The organism is Cognatilysobacter xinjiangensis (genome assembly GCF_014651995.1).
GTDB lineage: Bacteria > Pseudomonadota > Gammaproteobacteria > Xanthomonadales > Xanthomonadaceae > Cognatilysobacter > Cognatilysobacter xinjiangensis.
Window position 1 is genome coordinate 1,431,928 of the sequence record NZ_BMXY01000001.1, and the last position, 20,001, is coordinate 1,451,928.

A 20,001-nucleotide genomic window follows, 5' to 3' on the forward strand; every position below is an offset into this window, starting at 1 on the left:
CCGGCGCCGCCACCGGCGGCCGTTTGCGGCACTGCAGCACGCCGCCGCATAATCGGGCGGTTGCGGCCCCGCGCCGCCCCGCTTCCGGAGTCCGCCATGAGCGACGTCGTCATCGTCGGTGCCAAGCGCACCGCCATCGGTTCCTTCCTCGGCCAGTTCACCGGCGTGCCGACCCCGACGCTCGGCGCGGCCGCGATCCGCGGCGCCATCGAGCAGTCCGGCATCGCGCCGGACGCCGTGCAGGAAGTCCTCATGGGCTGCGTGCTGCCTGCCGGCCTTGGCCAAGCGCCGGCGCGCCAGGCCGCGATCGCCGCGGGCGTGCCGACCTCCGCCGCCTGCGTGACCATCAACAAGGTCTGCGGCTCGGGCATGAAGGCCATGATGATGGCCGCCGACATGATCCGCGCAGGCAGCGCCGAGGTCGTGGTCGCCGGCGGTATGGAATCCATGACCAATGCGCCGCACCTGCTCAACGGCTCGCGCACCGGCATCCGCTACGGCTCGGCCGAATTCCTCGACCACATGGCGCACGACGGCCTGACCAACCCGTACGACGGCAAGGCCATGGGCGTGTTCGGCGACGCCACCTGCTCGACCTACGAGTACTCGCGCGAGACGCTCGACGCCTACGCCGCCGAGAGCGTGCGCCGCGCGCAGGACGCGGTGCAGTCCGGCGCGTTCAAGGCCGAGATCGTCTCGGTGACGGTCAAGGGCCGCAAGGGCGAGGTCGTCGTCGACACCGACGAGGAGCCGGGCAAGATCGACGCGGCGAAGATTCCCTCGCTGCGTGCGGCCTTTGGCAAGGAAGGCCTGCTGACCGCGGCGACCTCGTCGAAGATTTCCGACGGCGCCGCCGCGGCGGTGCTGATGTCGGCCGAGACCGCGCAGCGCCTGGGCGCCAAGCCGATCGCACGCATCGTCGCGCAGGCCGGCCACGCACAGGAGCCGGAGTGGTTCACCACGGCGCCGATCGAGGCCACGCGCCGCGTGCTGGAGAAGGCGGGCTGGACCGTGGACGACGTGGACCTCTTCGAGATCAACGAGGCGTTCGCCTGCGTCGCGATGGCGCCGATGAAGGACCTCGGCATCCCGCAGGAAAAGCTCAACGTGCACGGCGGCGCGCTCGCCCTCGGCCATCCGATCGGCGCCAGCGGCGCGCGCCTCGTCGTGACCCTGCTGCACGCGCTGCAGGCGCGCGGCGGCACCCGCGGCGTGGCGTCGCTGTGCATCGGCGGTGGCGAGGCCACGGCTATTGCAGTCGAGCTGGTGCAGGGCTGAAGATCAGAGGGATATGCCGCTCGTCGAGCAATCGCTTGACATGCCGCAGCCGCTTGTCATCATGTTTACGGCGCGCAAATGCGCGTTGCCAAACCACACGACGAGGAATAGATCCGATGAACATCAACAAGGCGCTGCTCGCCCTGGCCCTGGGCCTGGCTCTGACCGCTTGCTCGAAGGACCAGGCTGCCGACACCGCCGCCACGGACGCTGCTCCGGCTGCTGACGCCGCCGCGCAGACGACCGCCGACACGGCCGCCGTCGACGCCGCTGCGACCTCGGCTGACGCCGCTGCCACGGCTCCGGCCGCCGACGCCGCTGCTCCGGCCGCCGACGCCGCTGCTCCGGCTGCCGACGCTGCCGCTCCGGCCGCTACGGACGCCGCTGCTCCGGCCGCTACGGACGCTGCCGCTCCGGCCGCGACCGACGCGCAGCAGTAATATCGCTCGCGCTGTTGTAGCATCTGGAAAAGCCGTCGGGTCTCCGGCGGCTTTTTCCGTAAGTAGGTGTCAGTGAACGATAGGCCGGCCCTGCCGAGCGATGCGCGCACTGGCGTTGCCTGACTGTGGTGCATCTCGTTTCAGACAACTCTAGGAGATTGCAATGAACACCAAGCTCTACGTGCTCCTCGCTGCCGCCGTCCTCTCGCTGTCGGCCTGCAAGAACGAAACGCCGACCGCGCAGAACGAAGCCGCCGAAGCCGCGAACGCCGCCGACAGCGCTGGCGCCGCTGCTGCCGACGCCGCGAACGCTGCCGGTAACGCCGCCGCCGAAGGTGTCGACGCCGCCGCTGCCGCGACCGGCGAAGCCGCCGCCGAGGCTGGCCAGGCTGTCGACAACGCCGCCGACCAGGCTGCCGCCGCCGCTAACGAGGCTGCTGCCTCGGCCGCCAACGCTACGGCCCAGGCTGCCCAGTCGACCGCCGACGCCGCGCAGAACGTCGCCAACAAGGCCGACGCCGCTGCCGAAGAAGCGAAGAAGTAATCCATCGCTTCAGTGTTTCCTGAAAGGCCCGCGAAAGCGGGCCTTTCTTTTGCCCGACACCGGGACGATCCGCGGTCGCGGCGCTCCGAAAGCGACGCAGCGCACTGTCGACGCTCGCGCATCGCAGTCCCCATCGCGGCGCCCGCCGCGATACATCGCTAAGCAGGCTCGCCGCCACTATCGGCAACCGGACCGCGCAACTCGCCCTATCGCCGTTCGGCTAATGCGACGCTCGGGACAGAGACAGCCGATGCGGCTCGCCATCGTCCTTTCGCGCCTGCACTAGCGGCGCATTGCTGGCCCCCTCGCCCGCTCTGTGGTTTGATCGCGCGTCCCGTTCCGCCGTCACTGCCATGCCCGTCATCGAAACCCAGCTCGACCCGCGCTCCGCCTCGTTCCAGGAGAACGTCGCGCATCACCGATCGCTGGTGGACGAGCTGCGCCAGCGCCTCGCGCGCGCGGCGGACGGCGGTGGCGAAAAGGCCAGGGACAAGCACACCGCCCGCGGCAAACTGCTCGCGCGCGAGCGCATCACCACGCTGCTGGACGAGGGCTCGCCGTTCCTGGAGATCGCCCCGCTCGCCGCGGAAGGCATGTATGACGACGCGGCGCCTGCGGCCGGCATGGTCTGCGGTATCGGCCGCGTCATGGGCCAGGAAGTGGTGATCGTCGCCAACGACGCGACGGTCAAGGGCGGCACCTACTTCCCGATGACGGTGAAGAAGCACCTGCGCGCGCAGGAAGTCGCACTCGAGAACAACCTGCCCTGCATCTACCTGGTCGATTCCGGCGGCGCCTTCCTGCCGCTGCAGGACGAGGTGTTTCCGGACAAGGAACACTTCGGCCGCATCTTCTACAACCAAGCGCGCATGTCGGCGCTCAACATCCCGCAGGTCGCCGTCGTCATGGGCAGCTGCACGGCGGGTGGCGCCTACGTGCCCGCGATGTGCGACGAAAGCGTCATCGTCAAGGAACAGGGCACGATCTTCCTCGGCGGCCCGCCGCTGGTGAAGGCGGCGACCGGTGAAGTGGTCGATGCCGAAGCGCTTGGCGGCGCGGACGTGCATACCAGCGTGTCGGGTGTAGCGGATCATTTCGCGCAGGACGACGACCATGCGCTGTCGATCGCGCGCGACATCGTCAGGAGCTTCAACCGCCGCAAAGTGCTGCCGGTGGCGTCGATACCGTCGCGCGAGCCGCTGTACCCGTCCGATGAGATCTACGGCCTCGTGCCGAAGGATGCGCGTCGCCCGTTCGACATCCGCGAGGTGATCGCGCGCATCGTCGACGGCAGCGAGTTCCAGGAGTTCAAGGCGCGATACGGCAAGACGCTGGTGACCGGCTTCGCGCACCTGCACGGCTATCCGGTCGGCATCGTCGCCAACAACGGCATCCTGTTCGCCGAGAGCGCGCTCAAGGGCGCGCACTTCATCGAACTGTGCAACCAGCGCGGCATTCCGCTGGTGTTCCTGCAGAACATCACCGGTTTCATGGTGGGCCGCAAGTACGAGAACGCGGGCATCGCGAAGGACGGCGCGAAGATGGTGACGGCCGTGGCCTGCTCCCACGTGCCGAAGTTCACCGTCGTGATCGGCGGCAGCTTCGGCGCCGGCAACTATGCGATGTGCGGCCGCGCGTACGGCGCGCGCTTCCTGTGGATGTGGCCGAACGCGCGCATCAGCGTGATGGGCGGCGAACAGGCGGCGAGCGTGCTCGCGACCGTGCGTCGCGATGCGCTGGAAGGCGCCGGCAAGCAGTGGAGCGCGGAGGACGAGGACGCCTTCAAGGCGCCGATCCGCGAGCAGTACGAAGCGCAGGGCAATCCGTACTACGCCACCGCGCGCCTGTGGGACGACGGCATCATCGATCCGGCCGACACGCGACGCGTTCTCGGGCTAGGGCTATCGGCTTCGCTCAATGCGCCGATCGAGGAGCGCACGCGCTTCGGTGTGTTCAGGATGTAAGCCACCCGGCTGGACCAAACGGCAGGGCGCGTCACGGAAATGACGTCAAGACCGCGTGATAAGGTCGGACCTCCATCCCGCCCCCGAGGGACCACCATGGCGATCTTCCCGAACACCGGCAACAAGCGCGAGGCCTCGCAGCCCGAGACCGCGTTGGCCAAGGATCCATCCCCCAACGAATTCTCGTTCGCGCCGGCGCAGGTCGCGCCCGCGCCCTCGCCGATCTCGTCCGCGCCGCGCGCGTCTTCGCGTGAGGCGAAGGAATCGGTGATCGCTTCGGATCTGTCGATCGAGGGCCGCATCCAGGGCGCCGGCAACGTGCGCATCGCGGGTCGCTTCACCGGCGACATCGCGGTGGAGGGCGACCTCACCATCGAAGTGGGCGCGCGCGTCAACGGCGGCGTCAAGGCGCGTCGCGTGGTCGTGGCGGGCGAGCTCGAGGGCAACATCGAATCGGCGCAGCGCGTCGAAGTGGTCGAGAGCGGCGCGATGACCGGCGACGTCAAGGCCGGCACCGTCACCGTAGCGCCCGGCGCGCGCATGCGCGGCCGCGTGGAGTTCGGCTGGGGCGACAGCGCGGCCGATACCGACAAGGGCAAGTCCAAGGCGGACGCGACGCCGGAGGCCGGCAGCGCCGCATGAGCGCCGTCCGGCCCGGCACGCCGGGCGCGACGCGGACCTGCCCGCACTGCCGGGCCACGATCCTCGACACCGCGAGCGTCTGCCCGGGCTGCAAACACCACCTGCGTTTCGACGCGGCCACCGGCACCGACCTCCAGCGCACCACCACGCTCGCGGTCGAAGGCACGTTGCGCGCCGACCGGCCCGGCGAGGCCGTCGAGTACACGATGGTGCTGGTCATCCGCAACGAACGCGGCGAGGAAGTGAACCGACACATCGTCGGCGTCGGCGCGCTCGAAGGCAGCCAGAGCCGCAGCTTCAGCGTCACCGTGGAAACGAACGTGGTGCCGGCCGGCAAGGGCCGGCGCCGCTGACGACGCGTCAGTCGCAGCCGCCGCAGCTGCCGCAGCCGTCCTTCGCGCGAGGGGCGGGCGCGATGCGCCGGCCGAGCGTGGCAAGACGCGGCGAGCCGCTGTCGATGAAACGGATCGCGACCCAGCCGCGCAGCCGGCGCGTGGCTTCCGGGAACCGCGTGCGCAGCACGTAGACGACGCTCGCGAATACCGCGAGCGCGACCAGCACGTACTGCACTGCGAGTCCGGCATCCATCTCAGCCGCCCAGCGCGTGCGCCACCTGGTAGGTCAGCAGCGACGCCAGGTAGGCCAGCGCGAACAGATAGCCAGCGGAGATCGCTACGTGACGCCAGGAGTTGGTCTCGCGGCGGATGGTGGCAAGCGTCGAAATGCACTGCGGCGCGTAGATGAACCACACCAGCAGCGACAGCGCGGTAGCGAGCGACCAGCCCTGCGCGATGATCGGCGAGAGCGCCTGGGCGGCTGCGTCGTCGTTCGCTGCCTGCAGCGCGTAGATAGTCGCGAGCGAGGACACGGCGACTTCGCGTGCCGCAAGCCCCGGAATCAGCGCGATGCATATCTGCCAGTTGAAGCCGAGAGGCGCGAAGATCGACGTCAGCGCATGGCCTAGGCGGCCGGCGAGGCTGTAATCGACCGGATTGCCCACCCAGCCGTCCGGCGGTGCCGGGAAGTTGAGCAGGAACCACAGCAGGACGGTGAGCGCGAGGATGATGCCGCCGACGCGACGCAGGAAGATCGTCGCACGCTCCCACAGCCCGATGGCTACGTCGCGCACGTGCGGGATGCGATAGGACGGCAGCTCGAGCATCAGCGGATGCTCGCCCTTGTCGCGCCGCCACTTCTTCATGATCCAGCTGACCGCGAGCGCGCTCAGGATGCCCGCCGCGTACAGCGCGAACAGCACGAGACCCTGCAGGTTGAGGAAGCCGAGCACTTCCCGGCGCGGAATGAACGCGCCGATGAGCAGCGCGTACACCGGAAGGCGTGCCGAGCAGGTCATCAGCGGCGCGACGAGAATGGTCGCGAGACGATCGCGCGGGTCCTGGATCGAGCGCGTCGCCATGATGCCGGGAATCGCGCAGGCGAAGCTGGACAGCAGCGGGATGAAAGAGCGGCCCGACAGGCCCGCGGCCGCCATCGTGCGATCGAGCAGGAAGGCCGCGCGCGGCAGATAGCCGGATTCCTCGAGCGCGATGATGAAGAGGAACAGCACGAGGATCTGCGGCAGGAACACGATGACGCCGCCGAGGCCGGCGATGATGCCGTCCGCCAGCAGGCTGGTGAGCGGCCCCGGCGGTAACGTGTTCGTCGCCTGTTCGCCAAGCCAACCCGCGCCGGCGTCGATCAGGTCCATCACCGGCGTCGCCCAGGCGTAGACGGCTTGGAAGATGAGGAACATCACCGCCGCGAGCGCGACGAGCCCGAACACCGGATGCAGCAGCCAGCGATCGAGCGCGTCGTCGATGGCCGCCGTGCGACGCGGCATGCGCACGGCCGCGGCGAGGATGTCGCGCGTGCGGGCGTGCAGGTCCTCGACGTCGCTGATGCCGGCGTCCGGGTCGATCGCGGGCAGCGCGGCGCCGCCGCGGTCGAGGATGTCGACCAGCGCCTTCGCGCCACCGCTGCGCACCGCGACGGTCGGCACCACCGGCACGCCCAGCTCGCGCGACAGCGCATCCAGATCGACCTCGATGCCGCGGCGCTTGGCCGCGTCCATCATGTTGACCGCGACGATCATCGGCCGGCCCAGCTCGCGTACTTCCAGTGCGAAACGCAGGTGCAGGCGCAGGTTGGTTGCGTCGACCACGCAGACGATCACGTCCGGCGCCGGCTCGCCCGGGTAGAAGCCGCGGCAGAGGTCGCGGGTGACCGCCTCGTCCAGGCTCGCGGCGTGCAGACTGTAGGCGCCCGGCAGGTCGAGCACCACGTACTCGCGCCCGGACGGCGCGGCGAAGCGGCCTTCCTTGCGCTCGACGGTGACGCCGGCGTAGTTCGCGACCTTCTGCCGGCTGCCGGTCAGGCGGTTGAACAGCGCGGTCTTGCCGCAGTTCGGATTGCCGACCAGCGCGAGCCGCAGGGTGCCGGCACTCATGCGCGCTCGACCTCCGCCTCGGCCTCGCGGCGCAGCGGCGCGTCGGCCGGTTGCGGCAGCCGTACGCCGATGCGGTCGGCCTCGCGGCGACGCAGCGCGAAACGGGTATAGCCGACCTGCACCAGCAGCGGTTCGGCGCCCACCGGCCCGGCGGCCATCACCTCGACGGGTTCGCCGGCGACGAAGCCCAGCTCGCGCAGGCGGCGCGCGATCGGGTCGTTCGGGGCGGCGTCCTCCACGGCGACGACGGTCGCGGCGGTGCGGAACGGCAGCTCGGACAGTTTCACGGCGGAACGTCGTCCCAAATGGGAATTGTTCTCATTCTATCACCGCCGCCTCGGCCGCGACCGGTACCGCTCGCGCCGCTTCAGCTTGCTCGCCGACGCCGCGGGGCGTCCACGGCGACCGGCTATGATCAGGCGCTTTCCCCGGGCACATCTCGATGAGCCATCCCCTGCTCCACCTGCGCGACGGCGCGGTCGCGCGCCTGAGGCTGAACCGGCCGCAGCTGCACAACGCCTTCGACGCCACGCTGATCGCCGCCCTCACCGGCGCGCTGGAGAGCGTCGCCGCGGATCCGGATGTGCGCGTGGTGGTGGTCGAGGGCGAAGGCGCGTCGTTCTCGGCGGGCGCCGACCTCAACTGGATGCGCGGCATGGCCACGGCCAGCGAGGAGGAGAACCGCCGCGACTCGCTCGCCCTCGCCCGCCTGATGCGCACGCTCGACGAGCTTCCCAAGCCGACCATCGCCCGCGTGCAGGGCGCCGCCTTCGGGGGCGGCGTCGGGCTGGTGGCCTGCTGCGACATCGCGATCGCCACGGCCAACGCGAAGTTCGGCCTGACCGAGGCCCGGCTCGGCCTGCTGCCCGCCGTGATCTCGCCCTACGTCATCGAGGCGATCGGCGAGCGCCAGGCGCGCCGCTGGTTCGCCACCGCCGAGATGTTCGACGCCGCCACCGCGCACCGCATCGGCCTGCTCCACGAACTGGTGGACGACGAAGCCGCGCTCGACGCTGCCGTGCAACGCCAGATCGACCTGCTGCTGAAGGCGGGCCCGGTCGCGGCGGCGGGCGCCAAGGCGCTGGTACGTCGCGTCGCCGCCCGGACCGACCGCGACCGCCTTGATGCCGACAACGCGGCGCTGATCGCCGCGCTGCGCGTGTCGCCCGAGGGCCAGGAAGGGTTGGGCGCATTCCTCGACAAGCGCACGCCTGCCTGGCAGCCGTGAACCGCGCGACGCACGGCCACGAATCGACGAAGCCGGGTGCGTTCAAGGCCCGCGCGCGGCATGCGCACCCCGACTACCTCGGCCGGTTCGTGATCGACACGCACCGCCCCGCCATCGCAGCGGTCCGAGACCGCCCGGAAGCCACGTCCTGATGTTCGACAAGATCCTGATCGCCAACCGCGGCGAGATCGCCTGCCGCGTCATCCGCACCTGCCGCGCGCTCGGCATCCGCACCGTGGCCGTGTACTCCGAGGCCGATGCCGACGCGCAGCACGTGCGCCAGGCCGACGAGGCGTACTGCATTGGCGGCCCGCGCCCGCAGGAGTCCTATCTTCGCGGCGACGCGATCCTCGACGTCGCGCTGAGGTCGGGCGCGCAGGCCATCCACCCCGGCTACGGCTTCCTCAGCGAGAACGCGGATTTCGCCGACGCGGTGGAAGCCGCCGGCCTCGTGTTCATCGGCCCGCCTGCGGCGTCGATGCGCAAGATGGGCAGCAAGGCCGGCGCGAAGGAACTGATGCAGGCCGCGGGCGTGCCGGTCGTGCCGGGTTATACGGGCGAGGACCAGTCGCCCGAGCTGCTGCACCGCGAGGCCGACCGTATCGGCTATCCGCTGATGATCAAGGCCGCGCACGGCGGCGGCGGCAAGGGCATGCGCATCGTGCGCACGTCCGGCGAGTTCCTGCCGAACCTCGAGAGCTGCCAGCGCGAGGCGCGCAACGCCTTCGGTCGTGATCGCGTGCTGCTCGAGCGCTATATCGAGAAGCCGCGCCACATCGAGATCCAGGTGTTCGCCGACCGCCACGGCAACACGATCCACGTGTTCGAGCGCGAATGCTCGGCACAGCGCCGCTACCAGAAGGTGCTGGAGGAATCGCCCTCGCCCTTCCTCACGCCCGGGCTGCGCCGCGCGATGGGCGATGCCGCCGTGCAGGCCGCGCGCGCGATCGACTACGTCAACGCCGGCACCGTCGAGTTCATCGTCGGGCAGGACGGCGGCTTCTACTTCATGGAGATCAACACGCGCCTGCAGGTCGAGCATCCGGTCACGGAGCTCGTGACCGGACAGGACCTCGTCGAGTGGCAGCTGCGGGTCGCGTCCGGCGAGCCGCTGCCGATGGCGCAGGATGCCTTGGGCCAACAGGGCCATGCGATCGAAGTGCGCCTGTACGCCGAAGATCCCGACGCGGGTTTTCTGCCGGGTTCGGGCCGCCTTGAACGGCTGCGCCTGCCCGTCGGCATGGACGGCGTGCGCGTCGACTCGGGCGTGGTCGAGGGTGACACCGTCACGATCTTCTACGACCCGATGATCGCCAAGCTGATCGTGTACGGCGCCGATCGCCGTCAGGCGCTCGCGCGGCTGCGCGCGGCGCTGGCGCGCTGCGAGATCGCAGGGCCGAAGTCGAACATCGAGTTCCTCGAGCGCCTCGCGCGGCATCCGGCGGTGGTCGGGGGCACGATCGACACGGGTTACCTCGATCGCCATCTCGACGAGTTCCTGTCGACCACGGGCGACGATGCGAAGCTGTTCGTCGCGGTGGTCGTCGCGCGACTGATTTCGGCCGAGCGCGGCGCATGGATGTGCAATTCCGCGTCGAACGATCCGACCTCGCCCTGGGCGACGCCCGACGGCTGGCGCGTCGGCGCACCGGCGGTGTCGCGCATGGCGGTCACGCATCGTGGCGAGCGCATCGTCCTGCGCGCGGGCGGGCATGGCGGGCGCTATCGCGTCGAGCACGCCGGTCGCATGCACGAGGTCGAAGGCGCGCGCATCGAGGATGGCGCGCTCAGCCTCCGTCTTGATGGCGAAGCGATGCGCGTCGCCGTCGGCGGTGAGCGCGGTTACTGGAGCGTGCACGACGGCGAACGCCGCCTCGCACTTGCGGCCGCGCCGCTGCACGACGAGCACCAGGGCGGCGCCGAAGGCGGCACCGATCGCGTGGTGGCACCGATGCCCGGGCGCATCGTCGTCACACGCGTGCAGCCCGGCGACGCGGTAGGCGCCGGCCAGGAAGTGATGGTGATCGAGGCCATGAAGATGGAGCTGAGCCTCAAGGCCCCGCGCGAGGGCGTGGTGGCCGAAGTGCGCGGCGCGGCGGGCGATTTCGTCGAGGCCGATGCTGCGCTGGTGCTGCTGGAGGTCGTGTCGTGAGCGATTTCGTCCGCATCGTCGAAGTGGGCCCGCGCGACGGTCTGCAGAACGAGAAGGCGATCATCTCGACCGCCGACAAGATCGCGCTGATCGATCGGCTGTCGATGACCGGCCTGCCGGTGGTGGAGGCGACGAGCTTCGTCAGCCCGAAATGGGTGCCGCAGCTCGCCGACGCAGCCGACGTCTATCGCGGCATCTCCCGTCGCAAGGGCGTCGACTATCCCGTGCTGGTGCCGAACCTGCAGGGCTACGGGCGCGCTCGCGAGGTCGGCGTCACGCACATCGCGGTGTTCACCGCAGCGTCCGAAGCGTTCAACCGCAAGAACATCAATGCATCCATCGAGGAGTCGCTCGAGCGTTTCGCGCCGGTGATGGAGCGTTCGCAGGCCGACGGCGTACGCGTGCGCGGCTATGTGTCGACGGTGCTCGGCTGCCCGTACCAGGGCGAGGTCGACGTGGCCGACGTGGTGCGCGTGGCCAAGGCGCTGCACGCGATGGGCTGCGAGGAGGTGTCTCTGGGCGACACCATCGGCGTCGGCACGCCGGTGAAGGCGCGGCAGATGCTGCGCGCCGTCGCGAACGAAGTGCCGATGCAGGCCCTGGCCGTGCATTTCCACGACACTTACGGGCAGGGGCTGGCCAACATCCTCGCCTGCATCGAGGAAGGCGTGCGCGTGGTGGATTCGGCGGTGTCCGGCACCGGCGGCTGCCCGTACGCGAAGGGCGCAAGCGGCAACGTCGCCAGCGAGGACGTGGTCTACATGCTGCACGGCATGGGCATGACGACGGGCGTCGACCTCGATGCGCTGGTCGACACCGGCCGCTGGCTGGCGGGGCTGCTCGGCCGCGAGACGTCCAGCAAGGTCACGCGCGCACGGAGCGCCGCCGCATGAAACCGGCCGAATACACGATCCGCCCGATCGAGGCGCGCGACGACGCGGCGATGGCCGCGATCATCCGCGGCGTGATGCCCGAGTTCGGCGCCTGCGGCTCGGGCTTCGCGATCAACGACCCCGAGGTCGACTGGATGCATCGCGCCTACTCGTCGCCGCGCGCTGCGTATTTCGTCGTCGAAGTCGACGGCGAGGTGGTCGGTGGCGGCGGCGTGGCGCCGCTGGAAGGCGGCGACGCCGACACCTGCGAACTGCGCAAGATGTATTTCCTGCCGCGTGCGCGCGGACTGGGTGCCGGCGCGAAGGTGATGGAGCTGTCGCTCGGGAAGGCGCGCGAATTCGGCTTCCGCCGCTGCTATCTCGAAACGCTCACCGGCATGGACGCGGCGATGCGCCTGTACGAGCGGTCAGGCTTCCGTCGAATCGACGCGCCGTTGGGCGCGACCGGCCACGGCGGCTGCGACATCTGGTACCTGCGCGAGCTCTGATCGGCGCCCGCCGGTAGAATCGCGGCCTTTCCGCCTTTCGAGGATCCGCCATGCAGATCTCCAACGCCCGCGCCGTCATCACCGGTGGCGTCTCCGGCCTCGGCTTCGCCGTCGCCCAGCGCATCGTCCGCGAGGGCGGCCGCGTCGCCCTGTTCGACGTCAACGAGGAGAAGGGCCAGGCGGCCGTCGCCGAACTCGGCGCGGACAAGGCGAAATTCTTCCGCACCGACGTCACCGATGAGGCGGGCGTGGTCGCGAACGTGGCGGCGGCCAACGAGTTCCTCGGCGGTCTCAACGTCGCGGTGAACTGCGCGGGCATCCTCGGCTCGGGCCGCGTGCTCGGCAAGGACGGCCCGATGCCGCTGTCGCAGTTCCAGACCACCGTCATGGTGAACCTGGTCGGCAGCTTCAACGTCGCCAAGGCCTGCGCGCAGGTGATGCAGGCCAACGAGGCCGGCACGGACGGCGAGCGCGCCGTGATCATCAACACGGCGTCCGTCGCTGCCTACGAAGGCCAGATCGGCCAGGCTGCGTACTCCGCGTCGAAGGGCGGCGTGGTCGGCATGACGCTGCCCATGGCGCGCGAGCTGGCCCGCTTCGGCATCCGCGTGCTCACCATCGCGCCGGGCGTGTTCTGGACGCCGATGGTCGACGGCATGCCGGAGTCGGTGCAGCAGTCGCTGGCCGCGTCGATTCCCTTCCCGTCGCGCTTGGGCAAGCCGGAGGAATTCGCGGACCTCGCGGCCTACATCCTCGGCAACACCTACCTCAACGGCGAGACCATCCGCCTCGACGGCGCGACGCGCCTCGCGCCGAAGTAATCAGGAACTGCAATGAAGGCCTACGACATCAAGAAGGGCAACGTCGTCGAGCACAACGGCGGCGTGTACCAGATCCGGGACATCGAGCGCAGCAGCCCGCAAGGCCGCGGCGGCAACGTGCGCTTCCGCTTCACCATGTACAGCGTGCCGGGCGGCAACAAGCTCGACGCCAGCTTCGACGGCGACGACGACCTGCGCGAAGTCGACCTCGTCCGTCGCCAGGCCACGTTCTCGTACATGGACGGCGACGCGTTCGTATTCCTCGACGACGAGGACTACACGCCCTACACGCTCGACGCGGACGTCGTCGGCGACATGGCCGGCTACATCGTGCCGGATCTCTCGGGCTGCTACGTGCAGGTCATCGACGATGCGCCGGTCGGCCTGCAACTGCCGCAGACCGTGACGATGGACGTCGTGGAGACGCCGCCGGAGCTCAAGGGCGGCACGGCGACCAAGCGCCCGAAGCCGGCGAAGCTGTCGACCGGCCTGGAGATCATGGTTCCCGAGTACATCGGCAACGGCGAGCGCGTGCTGGTCAATACGACCACGGGCGAGTTCGCCGGCCGCGCCGACTGATCGGCACCGGGAACTCGCACGGCGGCGGCCGGTCCCATCTCCGCGCCGTCGCCGGCCACGCCGGCATCGCGCCCTCCGACGTCCTTGAGGTGACCATGCGCGCTCTTCCCATCGCTCTCGTCCTCGCCGCCTGCGCGGGCTGCGCCACCACCGCGCCGCAGAAGACCGCGGCGCCCAAGCCCGCCGCGGCGCCGAAACTGGTGCTCAGCTGTCCGGCGCCAGCCAAGCGGGAGGCCTTCGCCACGTGGTGCGACCTGCCGGCCGACGTGCGCGCCTTCGTCGACGACCGCGACACCTGCGAGGACTTTCGCGCCGCGCCCTGGCCGTCGTCCGAAAGCCCCGCCGACCGCCATCGCCGCAGCGAGATCGTCGAGGGGCTTCGCACGAGCTGCGCGGGCCTGGAGCGCCGTCTGACCGAGCTGCGCCAGCGGCACGCGTCCAATGCGCCGGTGGCGGCGCTGCTCGCGGCTTACCAGCAGCGCTGAAGCGGTCGCGAGATCGTCGACACGCGGTGCCGATACATCGCGCGGCCGTGGGCAGTCAGCCCGCCTGTTGCCCCGACCACGCGCGCCACTTTTCCGACATGCGCCGCACCGATTCGTCCGACGACGGATCGGCGAGCAGCTCGCGCACGTCGCGCCAGGCGAGGTCAAGCGACTCCTCGCTGACCACGAACGCCTCGTTCGCGCCCGCACGCACCACGTAGCGCACGTCGTAATGCCAGTGCGCGGGCACGTCGCCGCGTTCGGGAATCCAGTGACGGTCGAGGTCGAACAGGCCCGGTTCCAGCGTCAGGCCATCCAGACCGGATTCCTCCTCCGCCTCCTTCAACGCCACGCGGCCGAGGTCGGTATCACCGTCGGCATGGCCGCCCAGCTGCAGCCAGCGCCCGAGCTTGCGATGGTGCGTGAGCAGCACGCGCGCGCCGCTGCGATCGACCAGCCAAGCCGAGCCGGTGAAGTGGCCCGCAAGCCGCGCGCGGGTGAACGGCGCGCTCTCGACCTCGTCCAGCAGCTCGAGGAAATGGCCGACGACCTCCGCCTCATCCGGCCAGCGCCGCGCGTAGTCCTCGAGCTCGCCACGCAGGCGGTCGATCGATTGCGGGTCGTATGCGAGGTCCATACGGCAGCGTCCTCTTGGGTGCAGTGCAGCATTATCCCCGCTTAGCGACGAAAGCAGGCGAAAGGCGACTTGTGCATGGCCTGCGGCTGCGGCTAAGGTCGGCGGGTTGTCCGGTCCGTCAGGCCCGGGCTTTTCCTGGGGAGAGAAAGCAATGCTGTTCTGGCGTGTCAAGCCGCTCGACAAGATTCTCGAGACTGCCGAAAAGAAGTCGCTGAAGCGACAGCTCGGTGCCTTCCAGCTCACGATGCTCGGCATCGGCGCGATCATCGGCACCGGCATCTTCGTCCTGACGGCCGAGGCCGGCCAGAAGGCAGGTCCGGCGATGATGATCGCCTTCATCATTGCGGCGATCGTCTGCGGCCTCGCTGCGCTGGCCTATGCCGAACTCGCATCGATGGTGCCGGTATCCGGCTCCGCCTACACCTACACCTACGGCGTCCTCGGCGAGGGCCTCGCATGGACCGTCGGCTGGGCGTTGGTGCTCGAATACGCGATCGCGGCGGGTGCCGTCGCAGTCGGCTGGTCCGGCTACGTCAACGGACTGCTCGCGAGTGCGGGCATGGGGCTTCCACTGCCTCTTCGTGCAGGCCCGCTGGACGGGGGTAGCTTCAACCTTCTCGCCTTCCTCATCTCGCTCGTCGTCACCGGCCTGCTCGTGATCGGCACTTCCAAGTCCGCGAAGGTCAATGCGGTGCTGGTGCTGATCAAGGTGGCTGCGCTCACGGCCTTCATCGCGATCGCGGTGCCGGCGGCGCAGGACGCCAACTTCGAGCCGTTCTTCCCGACCGGCTGGGGCAGCCCGCTGGGCGGTGTCGGCGTGCTGGGTGCGGCCGCTTCGATCTTCTTCGCCTATGTCGGCTTCGATGCGGTTTCGACCGCGGCCGAGGAAACCAAGAATCCGAATCGCAACATTCCGATCGGCCTCATCGGTTCGCTGGGCGTCTGCACCCTGTTCTACCTGCTGGTCGGCTACGGCGCCGTTGGTTCGGTGGGCTCGCAGCCGATGATGGGGCCGGACGGCATGGCGCTGCATCCGGGCAGCCCTGAACTGGCGGCGGCCTGCCAGGGCAGCGAGGCGCTGGTCTGCAGCCGCGAGCCGCTGGCGCACGTGCTGCGTGTGCTCGGCTTTGCCAACTGGGGCAATGCGATCGGCATCGCCGCCGGCCTCGCGCTGCCGTCCGTCATCCTGATGATGATCTACGGCCAGACCCGCATCTTCTTCACGATGTCCCGCGATGGACTGCTGCCGGAGCGGCTGTCGAAGGTCCATCCGCGCTTCCACACGCCGCACGTGATCACGATGATCACCGGCGTGTTCGTCGCCGCCTTCGCGGCGCTGTTCCCGGTCGGCATCCTGGCGGATATCTCGAACTCGGGCACGCTGTTCGCGTTCGTCATGGTCTCGGCCGCGGTGATGATCCTTCGCGTCCAGCAGCCGAACCGCCCGCGTCCGTTCCGTACGCCGCTGGTGTGGATCGTCTGCCCGCTCGCGGTCGCCGGCTGCTTGCTGCTCTTCCTGAACCTCTCGGGCTATACCCTGTCGATGTTCTTCGGCTGGGCGGCGATCGGCCTGGTCATCTACTTCCTCTACGGCTACCGCCGCAGCCACCTCGCACCGGGCAACCGCGATGCAACGCCTACGCCGCGCATCGATCCGGAGCCGCCGTTCCACGAGGGTCCGCAGGCCTGACCGGCACGGCAGCACGGCAAGGAAACGGCGCGGGCAACTGCGCCGTTTCTTTTTTTGTGGCGACAGTTCCGCAGGCGGAACCCGGCGGCCCGGCCGCCGATGCATGGCCGCCACCCGGCTGCCCTAAACTCTGCAGATGACCGCTTCCCTGCCCTACGATCCGCAGCGGCTGGCCCGCTGCGCCGACGAAATCATCGTCAATGTGCGCGAGCTGGCCGAGCGTGGCTGGACGCCTGCGACCAGCAGCAACTTCTCGTGTCGGATGGACGCCACGAACGTCGCCATCACCGTGTCCGGCCGCGACAAGGGCCGACTGGTGGCGGCCGACATCATGGTCGTGGACGTCGGTGGAAACCCTGTCGCAACCACGCAGAAGTCGTCGGCCGAGACGCTGCTGCACACGCAGCTCTACAAGCGCTTCCCGGAGATCGGCTGCGTGCTGCACACGCATTCGGTGAACCAGACCGTTGCCTCCCGCCTGTATGCGGCGAAGGGCGCCATCCGGCTGGAAGGCTACGAGCTGCTCAAGGCCTTTGCCGGCAACACCACGCATGACACGCTGCTCGACCTACCCGTGCTGCCCAACACGCAGGACATGCCCGAGTTGGCGTCCAAGGTGGAGGCGCTGCTGGACGGCGGCCCGATGTGGGGCTACCTGATCGAGGGCCACGGCCTGTACGCCTGGGGCCGCGACATGGCCGAGGCGCGCCGCCACCTCGAAGCCTTCGAATTCCTGCTCGCCTGCGAGCTCGAGATGCGCCGCCTCGGCGCCTCGTCCAACTGACCCGGAGCGCGCCATGAGCCGCCTGCGCATCTTCCACGACGCCACTCCCGACCAGCCCGAGCTCGTCACCACCGACCTCGCCGAGATCCAGCGCGAGCTGGCGCCGATCGGCGTCGGCTTCGAGCGATGGGAGGCCAGCAAGCCGATCCAGGCGGGCGATCCGCCGGAAGCGATCCTCGAGGCCTATCGCGCCGACATCGACCGCATCGTCGCCGAGCGCGGCTTCCGCACCGTCGACGTGGTGAGCATCGCGCCGGACAACCCCGCGCGCGAGGAAGCCCGCAGGAAGTTCCTCGACGAGCACTTCCACAAGGAGGACGAGGTGCGCTTCTTCGTGGCCGGCTCGGGCCTGTTCACGTTGCACGTCGGCGAGAAGGTCTACGAGATGAAGTGCGTCGCCGGCGACCTGATCTCGGTACCCGATTCGACGCACCACTGGTTCGACATGGGCCCGGAGCCGAGCTTCGTCGCGATCCGCTTCTTCACCGAGCCGGACGGCTGGGTCGGCCATTTCACCGGCACCGACATCGCGCAGAAATTCCCGCGCTTCGAGCCCGGCCAGGCCGGCTGAGCGCCGCCGACGCTGGCACTTCACCGGGGCCCGGCCGACAATGCCGGGCCTCGCTTTTTCCGGACCCCCGCCATGCCCGTGCGCGCGATCCTCACCGACATCGAAGGCACCACCAGCAGCATCTCGTTCGTGAAGGACGTGCTGTTCCCGTACGCGCGCCGCGCCCTGCCCGGCTTCGTCCGCGAACGCGGCGGCGAGCCCGAGGTGCGTCGCTGGCTGGATGCGGTGGCGACCGAACAGGGCGGCGTCTGCAGCGACGACACGATCGTCGAGGTGCTGCAGGGCTGGATCGACCAGGACCGCAAGCACACCGCGCTCAAGGCGCTGCAGGGCATGATCTGGGACTCCGGCTACCGGCGCGCGGATTTCACCGCGCACATGTATCCCGATGCGGCCCGTGCACTGCAGGAATGGCATGACGCGGGCTATCCGCTGCACGTGTATTCCTCCGGTAGCGTGCCCGCCCAGAAGCTCTTCTTCGGCCACAGCGACGCCGGGGATCTGACGGGAATGGTTTCGAATTGGTTCGACACCGAAACCGGCGGCAAGCGGGAAGCCGCGAGCTATGCGCGCATCGCCGAGGCGATCGGCCAGGCGCCGGGCGACATCCTGTTCCTCTCCGACGTGGTCGAGGAGCTCGACGCCGCGCGCGAGGCCGGCCTGCAGACGGTGCTGCTGGATCGTCGCCAGGACTATCCGCAGCCGCGCGAGGGCGAGGCCACGCACGGCCACCGCCGCGTCGAGACCTTCGCCGACATCGGCGTCTGACGCGTTTTCAGGGCGTGGCGTCGACGAGCCGATAGCTCGTGTCGGCCGTCTGCAGGCCCTGCCAGGGATCGAACGCGCGCACCTCGACGCGATGCAGGCCCGCGGCCAGCGTCGTCGGCAGCGCGCCGCGCCACAGGTGCGTGGAGGCATCGGCCTCGGGCGAGCGGTCGTAACCGCGTAGCGCCTCCGCTTCATCATCGCGCACGTTCTCCGCCAGCAGCCACGGATCGGGCTGCTCGACGCGCTTCATCGGCTTCCATTCGCCGCCGTCGACGCGGAACTCCACGCGCATGTCGGGCGTGCCCATCCACACGTTGGCGTACACGCCCCAGGCCGGATACGCGCCGCGACGCAGCGCGCGCGGCGCGTGCAGGCGCATCGCGCGCGTGAACGCGCCGGCGGTCGCATCGACGCCCGCAGGCTGCCAGGCGAGACGGTAGTGGCCGTCGGCGCCCACCTGCAGCCGTGCGGTGCCATTGGGCGTGCCATCCGACATCGTCGAATCGGGGATGCCGTCGCCATTCGGCACGCCGGACCAGAACGCACCGCAGGCCGCGCCGACGTTGTACTCGTGCAACGGCCCGGTGCCGTGCCAGCCGGTGGCCGCATCGTGGAAGACATGCCGCTGCACGTGGCCGTGCGCGCTCAGCAGCAGCACGCGCGGTACCCGGGTGAGCATCGCGAAAAGGCGCTCGCGGTCGGCGGTGCGGAAGCTCTCGCCGCCCACCGGAAAGAACGGGATGTGCACGCCGACGACAAGCAGCCGGCTCGGATCGCGCGTGGCGAGGTACGCCTCGATGAAGGCGAACTGGTCCTCGCGCAGCCCGCCGACGTAGGCCGGTCGCTGGCCGGGCAGCGTGACCACGTCGTCGAGCATCAGGAAGTCGGCCTGAGTTTCCTCCCAAGCGAAGGTGTCGGGCCCGAAGTGGCGATGGAAGCTGCCGAGCGCATCCTCGTCGCTCGCCGCGCCTGCATCGACGTCATGGTTGCCGGGCACGTGCAGCCACGGCAGGCCCAGGCGGGTGGTCACCTCGGTCACCGCCGGATACAGCGAGACATGGTCGTCGACGATGTCGCCCAGCGTCATGCCGAGATGCGCTCGACCAGCACCGGCGCGACGCAGCGGCTCGACGATGTCGCGCGCGTAGTAGTCCACGTCGGTCATCGACTTGGTCTGCGTGTCGGCGAACACCAGCACGTCGAGTTCAGCCGGGGCCTTCGATGCGCGCACCAGTCCGAAGTCGGGACAGGCACCGTCGGCGGAGCGACGCCAGAAAGCGGGCAGCCCGTTGGCCGCACGCAGCACGTCGAATCCGGAAGGCTTGATCACGAAGCGCGCGCGCTCGCCATTCGCCGGCAGTTGGTAGCGGCCGTCGCGACCCGTCGTCGCGATCGAAATGCCGTCCGACACGCGGACGCCAGTGAGCCCGGGCTCGGTCGCGTCGCGCATACCGTCGCGATCCCGATCGTCGTACACGACGCCGCCGCACGCGGCGGCCTGCGCCTGCGCCGCACCGGCCGCGAGTGCGAGACAGAGGGCGACGAGGGTGCGGATCATGCGGGCGCTCCGGTTCGGCAGCGCAAAAGCGTA

General features: G+C 69.6%; 22 protein-coding genes. 17 read left to right on the forward strand and 5 right to left on the reverse strand.

Annotated elements, in window-relative coordinates; all coding sequences use genetic code 11:
• The first annotated feature begins 96 nt into the window (after positions 1-96).
• The 6 genes from IE066_RS06805 (at position 97) to IE066_RS06830 (ending at position 5,221) form a co-directional block, all read left to right on the forward strand.
• Positions 97-1,278, forward strand: coding sequence for a thiolase family protein (locus IE066_RS06805; protein ID WP_189448052.1), 1,182 nt, complete (start codon positions 97-99; stop codon positions 1,276-1,278).
• Between the two features lie 116 nt (positions 1,279-1,394).
• Positions 1,395-1,718, forward strand: coding sequence for a hypothetical protein (locus IE066_RS06810; protein WP_189448054.1), 324 nt, complete (start codon positions 1,395-1,397; stop codon positions 1,716-1,718).
• 163 nt (positions 1,719-1,881) lie between these two features.
• A complete protein-coding gene (locus IE066_RS06815; RefSeq protein WP_189448055.1) occupies positions 1,882-2,262 on the forward strand; it encodes a hypothetical protein in 381 nt (126 codons plus the stop codon).
• Positions 2,263-2,615: 353 nt separating this feature from the next.
• Positions 2,616-4,226: a carboxyl transferase domain-containing protein gene (locus IE066_RS06820; protein ID WP_189448057.1), complete on the forward strand. Its 1,611-nt coding sequence runs from the start codon at positions 2,616-2,618 to the stop codon at positions 4,224-4,226.
• A gap of 96 nt (positions 4,227-4,322) precedes the next feature.
• The gene (locus IE066_RS06825; protein ID WP_189448060.1) at positions 4,323-4,868 is read left to right on the forward strand and encodes a bactofilin family protein; all 546 of its coding nucleotides are present in this window, start codon (positions 4,323-4,325) and stop codon (positions 4,866-4,868) included.
• Positions 4,865-5,221: a hypothetical protein gene (locus IE066_RS06830; protein ID WP_189448062.1), complete on the forward strand. Its 357-nt coding sequence runs from the start codon at positions 4,865-4,867 to the stop codon at positions 5,219-5,221. Before IE066_RS06825 ends, IE066_RS06830 begins: the two co-directional genes overlap by 4 nt.
• 7 nt (positions 5,222-5,228) lie before the next feature.
• On the opposite strand, the gene IE066_RS06835 is transcribed toward IE066_RS06830, so the two are convergent.
• From IE066_RS06835 to IE066_RS06845, 3 genes are read right to left on the reverse strand one after another with little or no spacing between them, the layout of a single operon-like run.
• Positions 5,229-5,456 (reverse strand): DUF6587 family protein, encoded by a 228-nt coding sequence (locus tag IE066_RS06835; RefSeq protein ID WP_189448064.1) that lies wholly within the window; start codon positions 5,454-5,456, stop codon positions 5,229-5,231.
• Position 5,457: 1 nt separating this feature from the next.
• Entirely contained in the window at positions 5,458-7,314 is a 1,857-nt protein-coding gene (gene feoB / locus IE066_RS06840) for a ferrous iron transport protein B (protein WP_189448066.1), read from the reverse strand.
• Positions 7,311-7,601, reverse strand: coding sequence for a FeoA family protein (locus IE066_RS06845; RefSeq protein WP_189448068.1), 291 nt, complete (start codon positions 7,599-7,601; stop codon positions 7,311-7,313). Before IE066_RS06845 ends, feoB begins: the two co-directional genes overlap by 4 nt.
• Before the next feature lie 155 nt (positions 7,602-7,756).
• On the opposite strand from IE066_RS06845, the gene IE066_RS06850 reads away from it, so the two are divergent.
• From IE066_RS06850 to IE066_RS06880, 7 genes are all read left to right on the forward strand, one after another.
• A complete protein-coding gene (locus IE066_RS06850; RefSeq protein ID WP_189448070.1) occupies positions 7,757-8,542 on the forward strand; it encodes an enoyl-CoA hydratase-related protein in 786 nt (261 codons plus the stop codon).
• A gap of 151 nt (positions 8,543-8,693) precedes the next feature.
• Positions 8,694-10,694, forward strand: coding sequence for an acetyl-CoA carboxylase biotin carboxylase subunit (locus IE066_RS06855; RefSeq protein WP_189448072.1), 2,001 nt, complete (start codon positions 8,694-8,696; stop codon positions 10,692-10,694).
• On the forward strand, positions 10,691-11,587 hold the full coding sequence (locus tag IE066_RS06860) for a hydroxymethylglutaryl-CoA lyase (protein WP_189448074.1): 897 nt from the start codon (positions 10,691-10,693) through the stop codon (positions 11,585-11,587). Before IE066_RS06855 ends, IE066_RS06860 begins: the two co-directional genes overlap by 4 nt.
• Positions 11,584-12,075 carry a GNAT family N-acetyltransferase gene (locus IE066_RS06865; RefSeq protein WP_189448076.1) on the forward strand — a complete coding sequence of 164 codons (492 nt, stop codon included), beginning with the start codon at positions 11,584-11,586 and terminating at the stop codon, positions 12,073-12,075. The genes IE066_RS06860 and IE066_RS06865 overlap by 4 nt, the downstream gene beginning before the upstream one ends.
• A gap of 50 nt (positions 12,076-12,125) precedes the next feature.
• Positions 12,126-12,896, forward strand: coding sequence for an SDR family NAD(P)-dependent oxidoreductase (locus IE066_RS06870; RefSeq protein WP_189448078.1), 771 nt, complete (start codon positions 12,126-12,128; stop codon positions 12,894-12,896).
• A gap of 12 nt (positions 12,897-12,908) precedes the next feature.
• Positions 12,909-13,475 (forward strand): elongation factor P-like protein YeiP, encoded by a 567-nt coding sequence (yeiP, locus tag IE066_RS06875; RefSeq protein WP_189448079.1) that lies wholly within the window; start codon positions 12,909-12,911, stop codon positions 13,473-13,475.
• 95 nt (positions 13,476-13,570) lie between these two features.
• The gene (locus tag IE066_RS06880; protein ID WP_189448081.1) at positions 13,571-13,960 is read left to right on the forward strand and encodes a hypothetical protein; all 390 of its coding nucleotides are present in this window, start codon (positions 13,571-13,573) and stop codon (positions 13,958-13,960) included.
• A gap of 55 nt (positions 13,961-14,015) precedes the next feature.
• Here the strand turns inward: IE066_RS06880 and IE066_RS06885 are convergent, their stop codons facing one another.
• Positions 14,016-14,597 (reverse strand): NUDIX hydrolase, encoded by a 582-nt coding sequence (locus IE066_RS06885; protein ID WP_189448083.1) that lies wholly within the window; start codon positions 14,595-14,597, stop codon positions 14,016-14,018.
• 151 nt (positions 14,598-14,748) lie between these two features.
• On the opposite strand from IE066_RS06885, the gene IE066_RS06890 reads away from it, so the two are divergent.
• From IE066_RS06890 to mtnC, 4 genes are all read left to right on the forward strand, one after another.
• Entirely contained in the window at positions 14,749-16,287 is a 1,539-nt protein-coding gene (locus tag IE066_RS06890) for an amino acid permease (protein WP_189448085.1), read from the forward strand.
• Positions 16,288-16,423: 136 nt separating this feature from the next.
• Positions 16,424-17,071, forward strand: coding sequence for a methylthioribulose 1-phosphate dehydratase (locus IE066_RS06895; RefSeq protein WP_189448086.1), 648 nt, complete (start codon positions 16,424-16,426; stop codon positions 17,069-17,071).
• Between the two features lie 13 nt (positions 17,072-17,084).
• Entirely contained in the window at positions 17,085-17,642 is a 558-nt protein-coding gene (locus tag IE066_RS06900) for a 1,2-dihydroxy-3-keto-5-methylthiopentene dioxygenase (protein WP_189448089.1), read from the forward strand.
• Between the two features lie 72 nt (positions 17,643-17,714).
• Positions 17,715-18,410, forward strand: coding sequence for an acireductone synthase (mtnC, locus tag IE066_RS06905; RefSeq protein WP_189448091.1), 696 nt, complete (start codon positions 17,715-17,717; stop codon positions 18,408-18,410).
• A gap of 7 nt (positions 18,411-18,417) precedes the next feature.
• Here mtnC and IE066_RS06910 read toward each other — a convergent pair whose 3' ends face one another.
• Positions 18,418-19,968, reverse strand: coding sequence for a calcineurin-like phosphoesterase C-terminal domain-containing protein (locus IE066_RS06910; RefSeq protein ID WP_189448093.1), 1,551 nt, complete (start codon positions 19,966-19,968; stop codon positions 18,418-18,420).
• Between the last annotated feature and the right edge of the window lie 33 nt (positions 19,969-20,001).